This is a genomic window from Bacillus cereus group sp. BfR-BA-01522 (assembly GCF_022662635.1).
In the GTDB taxonomy this organism is placed as follows: Bacteria; Bacillota; Bacilli; order Bacillales; family Bacillaceae_G; genus Bacillus_A; species Bacillus_A cytotoxicus.
In genome coordinates, this window is record NZ_JAKUDY010000001.1 from 354164 (window position 1) to 366269 (window position 12106).

Sequence of the window (12106 nt, forward strand, 5' to 3'; positions counted from 1 at the left end):
AACGCCTCCTTTTTTAGTTGTACATTATTAAACAATATGAGAAAGAAAGGGAAGTAGTCTTGTTTTTTTGAGAAAAAGGAATCGAGCATGAAAATGACGAAGAGGGTATAGGAAGGGTGTAACAGATACATTACGATAAGAATAAGTGCTATGAACGTAAGGAACAAATATGTGAAAAGAAGAAGTCAATATACAGCATTCAATGATTCGAAGACAATTTGCAAAGTATGAAAGAAAAAAGATGCGAAAAAGTGTCATAACATTTGCCTTGCAACATACATATATATAATGTGGCCACAAACAGTTTGGAAGGTAAATATTTCATGAAATTATTTTACTTATAAAGTTTCACCTTTTATAGTCAAATCGATAATTGATAAAGATTATCATCTATAATCATTGTAGAAAGGAGTTTTTTTAAAAGTGTGTAGTCAACTCCGTTTTGCTATTGAAAATCGAAAAAAGCAATTGATTGATCAGTTAATTGGGGCAGGGGTATTTAAAATTCTCAATCGCCAATTATATGAGCTTTCATTAGAGGAACTAGAAAAAGAATACAAGAACATTAAGAAATACGCTGAAATTCAGGCATAGTTATATAGATATAGAATAAGTCAGAAGAGCCGTTTATGTTGGATGCAGCATAAACGGCTCTTCGTTATTTTGTAGAAATGATGTTTTGAATTTCTTTCATTGGGCGTAACCAGTTTTGTGTGATCATTTTCTCTAATTTCTCTTCATCTTTCTCTTGTAAAGCTTTAATCATGAAATGATGCTCTTCAATCGATTGCTTTGCTGGAGTAAGAGCTTGAAAAAATATATATTCAAGGCGTAATACATGAAGGTGAAGGTTGGCTAAGAAAGGTTCGATATATGTATTTTTTGATATTGCTACTATTTTATTATGAAATGCTACATCTAATTGTAACGTTTTTTTTGTATTTTTCTCAAGCAATGCTGTTTGAAATGTAGAATTGATTTGCGAAAGCTCTACAATATCAGTCTCATTGATATGCTTCATAGCTTGTTTTCCAGCGATTGTATGAAGCCCAGCGATTGTTTCATACATGATAGGTACGTCTTCTAATTTTATTGGTGCAATTTTTGTTTTTTGTCCCGGTACCATCTCGACTAGTCCTGAAATTTCTAATACTTGAAGTGCTTCCCTAACAGGTGTTCGACTTACTCCTAAAGCTTTAGCCAGCTCTCCATCATGAATCTTTTCATCAGGTTGTAAGACCCCTTCAATAATCCAGTCTTGTAATTGATTTAAAACGAGTGATTTAGCGGATAATCTTTCTTGTTTTTGATAATTTTGAGGAATAGGCATAATGAAGAAGAACTCCTTTCGCTATTTACTTCCTATTTTCTTTTTTGTTTGAACAAGCCGTAATTTTGGTTTCCCTTCATCAGGTTTTTGGCTCAATAAAAGTACCATTACGATCACGCAAATTGCGCCTAGTAGTTGAAATGATTGAAAGGGAACATGCAAAATAAGAACACTTGAAAGAATTGCTGCAAGAGGTTCTGTGCAACCAAATAATGTTGTTTCTTTTGGAGTTAAGTATCGTATGCTGTCTAAATATAAATAAAATGCAATAAGTGTACCAAAGATGATAACGAATGCGATCAAAAGTAAGTTTTGAATGTGGAGATATTTCATGCTAGATAGTAAGATAAATTCATTTGTAGAAAAGAAGTGTAACATGGTTACACCAATCCCCCCGATGATCATTCCCCATCCCACAATAACTGCTGAAGACCATCTATCTAATAACTCTTTTGAATATAAACTATAAAATGCTAATGATAATCCTGATAAAATACCCCAAATGATAGCAGGAGCAGAAACAGAAAGGGTATGAATAGAACCATTTGTTAATAAAAAGAATGTTCCGATTAAAGAAAGTGTAATGGAAATAAAGTCAATGATTTTCGGGCGAATCTTCCATTTGAAGATTAAGTATACAGTGATGAAAATAGGTGCTAAATATTGTAATAATGTTGCAATTGCAGCGTTTCCTTCACGAATAGATGCAAAATAAGTATATTGTACAGCTAGCATACCTAGTAATCCGAATAAAATCATTTTATTCGCATCACTTTTTTGTTTCCAAATCCCGAATATTTCATGTTTTTTACTACGAAATGATGCAAATAAGAGCAATAGAAAGCCTGATATAAGTAGACGAATTGTTACAAGCCATTCGGCAGATACACGTTCTTGTTGGAAAAGCTGTTGTGCAGCAGTCCCAGATAATCCCCATAAACTGGCTCCTATAATCACCATTATAATTCCTTTTAACCTAGCTGAATTCATAATAAAAGCCTCCTTTCTAGAGGAAATGCAGTGAAATATGTAATACAATATGCAATATATCACGAATAATAATAAAAATAAATGGAATTTTCGAAAAAATAAATTAGATAATAGATGGAGAGATGGTAAATGATTGGAGGGGGAGATTTGATGATCGGTGGTTTTATCATTTGTTTTTTGTTAGGTATGTTCATCATCATGTTAGGATACCAAATTCACATAAAAAAGAGATTATTTCTTCTAGCAGGATATCAAGAAGAAACGTTTGTAGGAGATAAGGAAAAACTTGCAAAAATATCAGGTTTTTTTTCTTATACAATCGGCATTGTCACAATCTTATTACCATTTGGCTTAGAAACAATTGGTGACAATGCTGGAATTGGCTATGCGGCATTTGTTGTCATCAGCACAATTGTAATTATAATATGGGGAAATGTAATCAATAAGCCGAAAAAAGAAAAATGAGAACAAGCTGGTTCCTCTCCTAGGGACCTAGCTTGTTCTCATTTATAGTTATAAAGGTTTCATATGCATTTTTGGAAATTATAAATAAAAATATAAGATTTTTTATAATTTTCATTGCGAAAAGGACAATCTACTTTTACAATAGAGAGGGTCATATATATTATATTAAAAGAATAAATCGAAATAATGTGAAAATTTTAGTTTGTCTTTGCTAACTGTATATCGTATACAAGTAAGACGACACACATCATGTTATCGACTTGTAAGGAGAGAAGCAAATGAAAAGTGTAAGATTACCGACGATTCCAGAAATCATCATTTTGTTATTACTGTTTCTTGCTGTCGTCTTTTCTTTTCAAACGATTTTTAATCTCCCTATTCAATTAGCGCTATTTATTTCATGGTTTTTAGTGATTGCGCTAGGACTCAGATTAGGATTTCGTTATCAAGAATTACAAGATGCAATTATAAAGGGAATTGCTAATGGATTAGAAGCCGTTCTTATTTTAGTTGCAGTAGGGGCACTCATTGGGACATGGATTGCTGGTGGCATTGTGCCAACATTAATCTATTATGGATTAGAGTTTATTCACCCGAGTATATTCTTATTAGCAACGTTAATCATCTGTTCCATTACTTCGATTGCAACAGGAACATCATGGGGAACAGTTGGAACAGCTGGTATCGCGATGATGGCAATTGGAGAAGGGCTTGGATTGCCACTTCCATTAGTGGCTGGGGCAGTGCTGTCGGGTGCTTATTTTGGTGATAAACTATCCCCACTTTCAGATAGTACAGTACTTGCTGCTTCTATGGCAAAAGTAGATGTAATTGCACACGTTCGAGCGATGCTTGTACTAGACGTCCCAGCTTATATCATTACAGGAATTATGTTTACAATTGCTGGCTGGATGTATGGTGGAGATCATGTTGATTTAAACAAAGTAGAGTTTTTAAAAGGAGCTTTATTGAAGCAGTTTGATATTAACATATGGATGCTTGTTCCAGCGTTTATTGTTATTATGCTATTGGCAATGAAGCGCCCATCTATGCCAACAATTGCAATGGGAGCACTTCTTGGAGCGATTTGGGCTACGCTTTTTCAAGGTATGCACTTTGGGGAGGCAATTGGAACAGCATATAATGGATTCTCAATTCAGTCAGGGATTGAATTTATTGATAAGTTATTAAACCGTGGTGGTATTAACGGTATGCTCGGTTCAGTAGCTGTTATTATTTTTGGATTAGGATTTGGCGGCTTACTTGAAAAACTAGGTGTTTTAAAAGTAATCGTATCGAAATTTGAGAAGAAATTAAATTCTGCCGGAAATGTAACGTTGTCTACATTAATTGTAGCTTTCTTAGCAAATGTATTTGGCTGTGCGATGTACGTATCGTTAATTTTGACTCCAAAAATTATGCAAGAAAACTATGATAAATTAAAATTAGATCGCCGCGTATTAGCTCGTAACTCTGAAGTAGGTGGAACATTAACAGCTGGTATGGTTCCGTGGTCTGATAATGGTATTTTTATGGCCGGTATTTTAGGAGTAGCGACATTATCATACATTCCATTTATGTGGCTAAGCTTCGTATCTTTAGCTTTAGCAATTATTTATGGATATACAGGTAAATTTATTTGGTATGTAGATGATGCTGAAAAAGGAAAGCAAGTATCATAAATAAAAAGTCACCTTCTGCTAAGAGCAGAAGGTGACTTTTTATATTCTAAGGAATCATTCCATTTTATTTAGGTACTGAAGTGAGAATTCTTATCATTTGATTGGAATTCTGCTAAAATAAGAAATGTAGATATTTTATTTTCAAGGGGATGAAAAAATGGAGTATAGAATTGAAAGAGATACATTAGGAGAAATGAAGGTTCCAGCTGACAAATTATGGGCAGCCCAAACGCAGCGTAGTAAAGAGAACTTTCCGATTGGCACTGAGCGTATGCCACTTGAAATTGTAAAGGCGTTTGCTATTTTAAAGAAAAGTGCTGCGATTAGTAATCAAAAATTAGGAAAATTAGCTGAAGAAAAAGCAGAAGCGATTGTACAAGCAGCTGATGAAATTATGGAAGGGAAATGGAATGAACACTTCCCTCTTGTTGTATGGCAAACAGGTAGTGGTACACAATCAAATATGAATGTGAATGAAGTGATTGCGAATCGCGGGAATCAAATTTTGAAAGAAAAAGGGATTGATGTACATATTCATCCAAATGACGATGTAAATATGTCTCAAAGTTCAAATGATACATTTCCAACAGCTCTTCATGTAGCTTGCGTAATGGCAGTGGAAGAGCATGTATTACCAGCTATTGCGAAGTTAAAAGGTACATTAGCAGAAAAGGTAACCGCTTTTCAACATATTATTAAAATTGGTCGTACACATTTGCAAGATGCTACGCCGCTTACATTAGGACAAGAAATTAGTGGATGGCATCGTATGCTTGAAAAAACGGAGCGCATGATTGCAGAGAGTAATACATATATGAAAGAGTTAGCAATTGGTGGTACTGCAGTGGGAACAGGGATTAATGCTCATCCTAAATTCGGTGAGATGGTAGCGGCAGAAATTAGCCAATTTACAGGCAAACAGTTCGTTTCTGCGCCGAACAAGTTCCATGCGTTAACAAGTCATGATGAAGTTGTATTTGCACATGGTGCACTAAAAGCATTAGCTGCTGATTTAATGAAGATTGCAAACGATGTGCGCTGGCTTGCAAGTGGTCCGCGCAGTGGTCTTGGCGAAATTATTATTCCAGCAAATGAACCGGGTAGCTCTATTATGCCGGGTAAGGTAAACCCAACACAAAGTGAAGCTATAACAATGGTAGCAGCACAAGTAATGGGAAATGATGCAACAATTGGATTTGCGGCTAGCCAAGGGAACTTTGAGTTAAATGTATTTAAACCGGTTATTGCCTATAATTTCTTACAATCTGCTCACTTATTAGCGGATGCCATGGTTTCATTCAATGATAAATGTGCAGTTGGTATTGAAGCGAACGAAGAAGTAATTAAGCAAAATGTGAATCGTTCTTTAATGCTTGTAACAGCATTAAATCCGCATATTGGATATGAAAATGCAGCAAAAATTGCAAAGCACGCACATAAAGAGGGATTAACTTTAAAAGAAGCAGCATTACAGTCAGGATTATTAACAGAAGAACAATTTGACGAAATTGTTGATCCGGAGAAAATGATTGCTCCGAAAGAATAAAAATTTTAAATTGAAATATTCTATCATAGAAGCGAATAAGAGCACTGTCCTACTTATAATAAAAGTGAGACAGTGCTCTTATTTTTAATTTACGTGTCTATCTAATATTTTTACATTTGGACATTTGCTTTTTAATTCGGAAAGAAATTCGTTTTCATTTTGCGGTACACAAGCTGTTAAAGTATCAAATAGTCCATATGCAAATTCAAGTCGTTGTCTTGTCCATTTCTCTGAATGGAGCGGTTTACCATAGTATTTTATATGGCGAATGTCTTCATACAAAATTTCTGTTCTTACAAAACCGCAATGAATAATGAGAGAGGAAGAAGTGAATTTGTAAGTAGACCGAAAGAAAGAAATTATATTATATAAGGTCATTCCGAGCATAAAGGTATTAAGAAGTGAATGACTATCTTCTAGAAAGAAAAGAATGATGAAAGCGATTGCAATCGTAGAGAATAAAATAATATGAATCGGATTTTGTTTCACTTTAAATTTCAAATCAATCACCTCTATGTAGTATTAAATCATAACGTGTAGATTAATAATTAAAATATGCATAATTGCATATTTCTTAACTTAAGGTTCATGTAAACTATTTAAGTTAAGAAAAACGATATATACTTCTTTTGTGATTTGGTTATTAGCTTTCTGTATTGAGGGTGATAGAAATGAGTAGTGAAAAAATAATAAAGATCTGTTTTATATATAGTTGTATGCTTATAATTAGTGGATGCACCTATCAATTTCAAGACGAATGGAGTCAGAGAAATCGGAAAAAGGATATGATTAAAATGAGCCAAATTTTAGTAAACAGTGTGAAGAAAAAAACAGTTATGCAAAACGCAAGATGATAATGGTAATCATAAAGAACGAAAAGATGCTTCCTATTTTAAAGAAAGCGTCTTTTTTGTTTGCAAAAATTCGAAGTATGGGATTATTAAAAGAATGACTTCTCTTTATCAATGTTAATTATGTGTAGATATATTTTATAGATGTTTATAAAATAAATAAACGAAACATTGAAATGTTTGTTTTTGTTATGTTAAGATGAAAAGGAAATAATAAACGATATTATGATTTGTTTATACTTAAAGTAAACCATGCGGAGGATTGTTTGGTATGAGTGATATTTCAGAGAAATTTTGGGATGCTTCGATTGAAGAATTAAAGAAAGGATATGTGTTTGAGGAAGAAACAGAAACCTATATTTGTTTAGCGTGTGGAGAGTCCTTTAGAAAAGGAGTTATTTACCAGGAACAGCAAGTTTTATATGAATCGGAAAAGTTTGTACAAGTACACATTCAAAATGAGCATATATCTATGTTCGATTATTTATTGCATCTTGATAAAAAGTATACAGGCTTAACAGATTTACAAAAGAAGATGGTTCAATTTTTTTATATGGGATATAGCGATAAAGAAATTGTGAAAGAGCTGGATGGGGGAAGTACATCGACGATTCGTAATCATCGCTTTACATTGCGTGAGAAAATGAAGCAAGCAAGAGTGTTTTTAGCGTTAATGGAACTGTCTGAAGAAAAGGAAAACGTGCCATCTAAATTTGTACCCATTCATAGAACTGCTACGATGGTGGACGATCGTTACAATATTACCGAAGAAGAAAATGATGAAATATTAAAAATGCATTTTACGGAAGGATTAGATGGTCCGCTTGCTAAATTTCCAAAAAAACAAAAAAGGAAATTAATTATATTGCGTCATTTAATAAAGAAATTTAATCGTAACAAAAAGTATACCGAAAAAGAAGTGAATGAAATTTTGAAAGGTGTATATTCCGATTTTGTAACGTTAAGAAGGTATTTAATCGAATATGGTTTTCTTGATCGGACTGATGATGGAAGCCAATATTGGGTGAAGTTATAATAAGAAAGGAAAGAGGAAAATGAATAAAAGAGCAGAATTAAAAACAACTATACAAAGAGATAGAGGTGGAAGCAGGCATTTACTTAATTACCGATACAAAAAATCAAAAGATATGTGTAGAAAGTACAATGAATGTAAAGATGATGAATGGAAGATGCTTTGAGCTAAATGTAGGTTCACATATAAATCGGGTACTACAAGAGGAATGAAAACAATATGGTGAAGAAGACTTTAAGTTTGAAGGATTAGAGGTGTTGCAAAAGAAAGAAACAGAATCTTTTCACCCGAAAGAAGAATTGAAAAAACTAGAAGAAAAATGGTTGGAACAATTACAACCATTTGGAGAGTGCGGATATAACCGAGCAATCCTAAAATAAAGGAGAAATGAATATTGAAATCATCTGTAGAGAACATGAAAGAAAGTGTAGAATCACAAAATCAAGACATGAAGGAAAAACCAATATGGAAATCGATGTCCATGTTTTTAGTTCCTCTACTGTTAAGTAATGTTTTACAATCAGTTGGACAATTATTTGGTATGGTAGTTGTAGGACGCTGGCTTGGTGAACATGATTTAGCCGCTATTTCAGCGTTCTTTCCACTCTTTTTCTTACTTGTTTCATTTGTAATTGGAATTGGATCTGGTAGTTCCATTTTAATTGGTCAAGCGTATGGGGCTAAAAATGAAGAGCGTTTAAAAGCAATTGTTGGGACAACATTAACGTTTACATTTATTATAGGGGTTATTTTAGCGATTGTTGGAAGTATATTTGCAATGGATATTATGCGCTTTATGGGTACGCCAGCCAATATTATTGATACGAGTGTGCATTATGCACGGATTTTATTTATTTCGATGCCAGTTTTATTTTTATATTTTGCTTATACAACGTTTATGCGCGGAACAGGGGATTCAAAAACGCCATTTTATTTCTTAATTGTCAGTACAGCTTTAAACACGATTTTATTACCGGTTTTAGTATTTGGCTGGCTCGGACTTCCGAAGCTTGATGTGTATGGGGCAGCTTATGCGTCTGTTATTTCAACGATCATCACGTTTGTTGTAATGCTTATGTACTTAAAGAAGAAAAACCATCCATTACAGTTAGATAAGACGGTACGAAAATACCTTCGCATGGATTGGGAGCTGCTCAAATTATTGCTGCGTCTTGGTATTCCAGCAAGTATTAATATGATTTTAGTTTCTTTATCTGAGATTGCGGTTATTGCATTTGTCAATCGCTTTGGTTCGGATGCAACTGCGGCATACGGAGTTGTGAATCAAGTAGCAAGCTATGTACAAATGCCAGCAGTTAGTCTTGGAATTACTGTTTCCATCTTTGCTGCACAATCAATTGGTGCGAATCAGTTTGGACGATTACAAAAAGTCGTTCGAGCTGGTATTATTATGAATTATGTCATTGGGGGCGTCTTAATTGCTCTTATTTACTTATTCGCAAGAGAAATTTTATCGCTATTTTTAACAAGCTCAAGTACAATTGATATTGCGCATAGCTTAGTAATGATTACGTTATGGAGCTATTTAATTTTTGGACATGCGCAAATTATTGGTGCTACTATGCGTGCAAGTGGAACAGTACTTTGGCCGACGATTATCGGTGTCGTATCGATTTGGCTTGTAGAGGTTCCTGTTGCCTATGTATTATCGTACCATACTGACCTTGGCATAGAAGGAATATGGATTGGCTATCCAGCTGCCTTTATTGTGAGCTTGCTTTTACAATATGGCTATTATCGATTTGTATGGAAGAAAAAACGAATTACACGACTTGTGAGTTAGAAAATAGCAATACCCTGTATGGAGGGGTATTGCTATTTTTATAAATAACTTTTTAATGTAACGTCAAGATGCTGCCTACTCAGCTCTCCATTACTCGTGTAAAATTCCCAAGCTTTTTCTGGTTTTCCAATAATCTCAAATGAATTTTCAGTAATGTAAATGGCACAATCATCTTCTAAAGCAATACCTTCTATATTTCCTTCATAACGTTGTAAAAGTGAGTGAAAGGCGATGGCCCGGTCTGGTTGATGATAATGCGGACAAAATCTTTTGTTGATGATTCCCCATCCAAGTGCTTCCGCATAATCATTTCGTTCCTCATTTGAACGAATGCTAGAAGTAAACCAACACATAGCGCCAGCGCTAACTCCTGCAATTAATGTTTCCTTTTGTAATGCAAGCTGTAAACTTTTATCTATTTCATATGTTTTCCAACATTCCATCATATGGATGTAGTTTCCGCCGCCAAGATAAATGAGATCTGCAGCATGAATGAGAGCGTCCTGTTCCTTTTTGCTCGGTGTCCTATTTAATGTGCGTAAAACATGAATCTCACAGTTTAATTGTTTTCCAAAGACATTGAAAAATGATTCAATATAATTTTCATCGTCATGACTCGCTGTTGGAATGAATAATACGTTTGGAGACTGTTTATACGTTAGTTCTACAAGCCTTTCGTTAATAGGAAGGTGATTTCCATTTTGTAAATCACCGCCACCAATTACTGTTAATCTCACTTATGAAGCCTCCTCATGATTTTGTTATATAAAAGCTTCGATATGTAAAGAGAACAATCCTGCTATCAATAAAGTGAAACTTTATTCAGTGGGATTTTCTTTGTTATTTTTAAAGAGGTTCTTTATAGTATATATATGGACTTTTACAGATAATGATGGAACAAATTTTTCAGTTTACATAAAGAGGGTGTGTGTACAATGTCATTACAATCAAAATATATAGCAGGAATTTCTCTTGGTGTGATGGGAATTGGATTTGTTGCTACTATTCCGTTTCAACATGTAGTAGCAGGAGAAATTATGCAAGGTGGTTTTGAAGCAGGGTTAGTAGGGGGACTCGCTGACTGGTTTGCGGTTACCGCTTTATTTCGTCATCCGATGGGACTTCCTATTCCGCATACAGCGCTTTTACCGAAAAATCGCAAACGTATGACAAAAGGTCTTGTTACAACATTAGAAAATGATTGGCTGACAAAGGAAAGTATTACAAGCAAACTGAAAGAGTTGCAGTTAACACAAATGGTACTACAAATTGCAGAAAGAGAACTGCAATCAGAAACGGTCAAAAAAGGATTTGTTACGATTATTGAAAAAGCGATTCGGCAAATGAATACAGAAAAACTTGCTGTTATTGTAGAAAAAGAATTAAAAACATACTTGCATACAATCGATACAGGAAATATACTGCAAATTTTAATGGATCAACTCGTAAGGCAAGAATATGATGAGAAGGCGCTTGATTATATGTTAGCGAAAGCAAAGGAATGGACCGCGCAAGATGAAGCGCGGTATCAGCTTGGAAGCTTAGGGATGAAAGCGATGGAAAATATAAAAGTAGATGGCTTTTTGCAGTTCACATTAAAGTCATTTCTGAACATTGTCGATGAAGAAAAAATCGGAAATATATTGCAGAAATTTGTCATAAGTAACATTCATAGTTTGCAAAATCCTCATAATCGTACGAGACAGCTTATCATAATGAAAATGCGTGAGGAGTTCGTTCAAGTAAAAGAAAATGAAGCAGTATTACAGGAGTTACAAAAATGGAAAGAAACGTGGATTGCGAACTGGAATGCAGCTGAAAAAATAAAAGAACTATTAGACCAAGTACAAGAAAGAGCAGTAACTTTTATTAAAAAAGAAGAATTTACAGATCAGTATTTGTTGCCGTTTATGATGAAGCAGCTCAATAAAATAAAAGAAGATGCAGAAGTAGTGCAAAAAATGGAGAATTGGTTGCAAAAGCAAATTGTGAAACTTGTGGAAAACAATCATTCAAAAATTGGACAACTTGTGCAAGAGAACTTAGACAAATTAGATGATCAAACACTTATTACAATGATTGAGAAAAATGTAGGGAAAGATTTGCAATGGATTCGTGTCAATGGTGCTGTATGTGGCTTTGTAATTGGACTTGTGATAGAAGGGGTCAAAGCTTTCGTATAAAGGAGAGCTTCAGTGATTCTACCAACATGCTTAATCGCTGGATATTATTTTCCGATTGAAGTTATGCCGACAACAGTAAAAAAATAGCTGCATGTCTTCCGCAGCGTTGGCTGTTGGATACGATAGAGAAGTTGCAACACGGAATTCTGCTTTCAGAGTTACGGGATAGGTGAGTATTCTTTCTCTTTTTAAATTCAGGAAATTGTTAATTTTCTGCGATGA

General features: G+C 34.4%; 11 protein-coding genes and 2 pseudogenes. 9 read left to right on the forward strand and 4 right to left on the reverse strand.

Annotated features, from left to right (window positions below; all coding sequences use genetic code 11):
- The first annotated feature begins 423 nt into the window (after positions 1 to 423).
- Complete coding sequence (fbpA, locus tag MR059_RS01915; RefSeq protein WP_048722750.1) at positions 424 to 594, forward strand: Fur-regulated basic protein FbpA; 171 nt, start codon at positions 424 to 426, stop codon at positions 592 to 594.
- Between the two features lie 64 nt (positions 595 to 658).
- Here fbpA and MR059_RS01920 read toward each other — a convergent pair whose 3' ends face one another.
- The gene (locus tag MR059_RS01920; RefSeq protein WP_012093905.1) at positions 659 to 1330 is read right to left on the reverse strand and encodes a GntR family transcriptional regulator; all 672 of its coding nucleotides are present in this window, start codon (positions 1328 to 1330) and stop codon (positions 659 to 661) included.
- Positions 1331 to 1351: 21 nt separating this feature from the next.
- Positions 1352 to 2320, reverse strand: a complete 969-nt coding sequence (locus MR059_RS01925) for a DMT family transporter (RefSeq protein WP_012093906.1) — start codon at positions 2318 to 2320, stop codon at positions 1352 to 1354.
- Positions 2321 to 2470: 150 nt separating this feature from the next.
- Here MR059_RS01925 and MR059_RS01930 point away from each other — a divergent pair, with 150 nt between their 5' ends.
- From MR059_RS01930 to fumC, 3 genes are all read left to right on the forward strand, one after another.
- Positions 2471 to 2785, forward strand: coding sequence for a DUF3784 domain-containing protein (locus tag MR059_RS01930; RefSeq protein ID WP_041810317.1), 315 nt, complete (start codon positions 2471 to 2473; stop codon positions 2783 to 2785).
- A 278-nt stretch (positions 2786 to 3063) separates the two neighbouring features.
- Entirely contained in the window at positions 3064 to 4467 is a 1404-nt protein-coding gene (gene nhaC / locus MR059_RS01935; RefSeq protein WP_012093908.1) for a Na+/H+ antiporter NhaC, read from the forward strand.
- Between the two features lie 157 nt (positions 4468 to 4624).
- On the forward strand, positions 4625 to 6013 hold the full coding sequence (gene fumC, locus MR059_RS01940) for a class II fumarate hydratase (RefSeq protein ID WP_012093909.1): 1389 nt from the start codon (positions 4625 to 4627) through the stop codon (positions 6011 to 6013).
- 84 nt (positions 6014 to 6097) lie between these two features.
- Here fumC and MR059_RS01945 read toward each other — a convergent pair whose 3' ends face one another.
- A complete protein-coding gene (locus tag MR059_RS01945) occupies positions 6098 to 6514 on the reverse strand; it encodes a PH domain-containing protein (RefSeq protein ID WP_012093910.1) in 417 nt (138 codons plus the stop codon).
- 621 nt (positions 6515 to 7135) lie between these two features.
- Here MR059_RS01945 and MR059_RS01950 point away from each other — a divergent pair.
- From MR059_RS01950 to MR059_RS01960, 3 genes and pseudogenes are all read left to right on the forward strand, one after another.
- A complete protein-coding gene (locus tag MR059_RS01950) occupies positions 7136 to 7900 on the forward strand; it encodes a DUF2087 domain-containing protein (RefSeq protein ID WP_012093911.1) in 765 nt (254 codons plus the stop codon).
- Positions 7901 to 7919: 19 nt separating this feature from the next.
- Positions 7920 to 8277, forward strand: a pseudogene (locus MR059_RS22145) (GIY-YIG nuclease family protein).
- A 35-nt stretch (positions 8278 to 8312) separates the two neighbouring features.
- On the forward strand, positions 8313 to 9701 hold the full coding sequence (locus MR059_RS01960; protein ID WP_200902085.1) for an MATE family efflux transporter: 1389 nt from the start codon (positions 8313 to 8315) through the stop codon (positions 9699 to 9701).
- A 38-nt stretch (positions 9702 to 9739) separates the two neighbouring features.
- On the opposite strand, the gene MR059_RS01965 is transcribed toward MR059_RS01960, so the two are convergent.
- Positions 9740 to 10438 carry a peptidase E gene (locus MR059_RS01965; protein WP_012093913.1) on the reverse strand — a complete coding sequence of 233 codons (699 nt, stop codon included), beginning with the start codon at positions 10436 to 10438 and terminating at the stop codon, positions 9740 to 9742.
- A 198-nt stretch (positions 10439 to 10636) separates the two neighbouring features.
- On the opposite strand from MR059_RS01965, the gene MR059_RS01970 reads away from it, so the two are divergent.
- Together MR059_RS01970 and MR059_RS01975 are read left to right on the forward strand one after the other, a co-directional pair.
- The gene (locus MR059_RS01970; RefSeq protein WP_012093914.1) at positions 10637 to 11884 is read left to right on the forward strand and encodes a DUF445 domain-containing protein; all 1248 of its coding nucleotides are present in this window, start codon (positions 10637 to 10639) and stop codon (positions 11882 to 11884) included.
- A 12-nt stretch (positions 11885 to 11896) separates the two neighbouring features.
- A pseudogene (locus MR059_RS01975) lies at positions 11897 to 12045 on the forward strand (ABC transporter permease); the annotation flags it as partial.
- Between the last annotated feature and the right edge of the window lie 61 nt (positions 12046 to 12106).

Coding starts and splice junctions, on each gene's coding strand:
- MR059_RS01920 (WP_012093905.1), bottom strand. CDS start 1,330: ATGCCTATTCCTCAAAATTATCAAAAACAAGAAAGATTATCCGCTAAA.
- MR059_RS01925 (WP_012093906.1), bottom strand. CDS start 2,320: ATGAATTCAGCTAGGTTAAAAGGAATTATAATGGTGATTATAGGAGCC.
- MR059_RS01930 (WP_041810317.1), top strand. CDS start 2,471: ATGATCGGTGGTTTTATCATTTGTTTTTTGTTAGGTATGTTCATCATC.
- nhaC (WP_012093908.1), top strand. CDS start 3,064: ATGAAAAGTGTAAGATTACCGACGATTCCAGAAATCATCATTTTGTTA.
- fumC (WP_012093909.1), top strand. CDS start 4,625: ATGGAGTATAGAATTGAAAGAGATACATTAGGAGAAATGAAGGTTCCA.
- MR059_RS01950 (WP_012093911.1), top strand. CDS start 7,136: ATGAGTGATATTTCAGAGAAATTTTGGGATGCTTCGATTGAAGAATTA.
- MR059_RS01960 (WP_200902085.1), top strand. CDS start 8,313: ATGAAAGAAAGTGTAGAATCACAAAATCAAGACATGAAGGAAAAACCA.
- MR059_RS01970 (WP_012093914.1), top strand. CDS start 10,637: ATGTCATTACAATCAAAATATATAGCAGGAATTTCTCTTGGTGTGATG.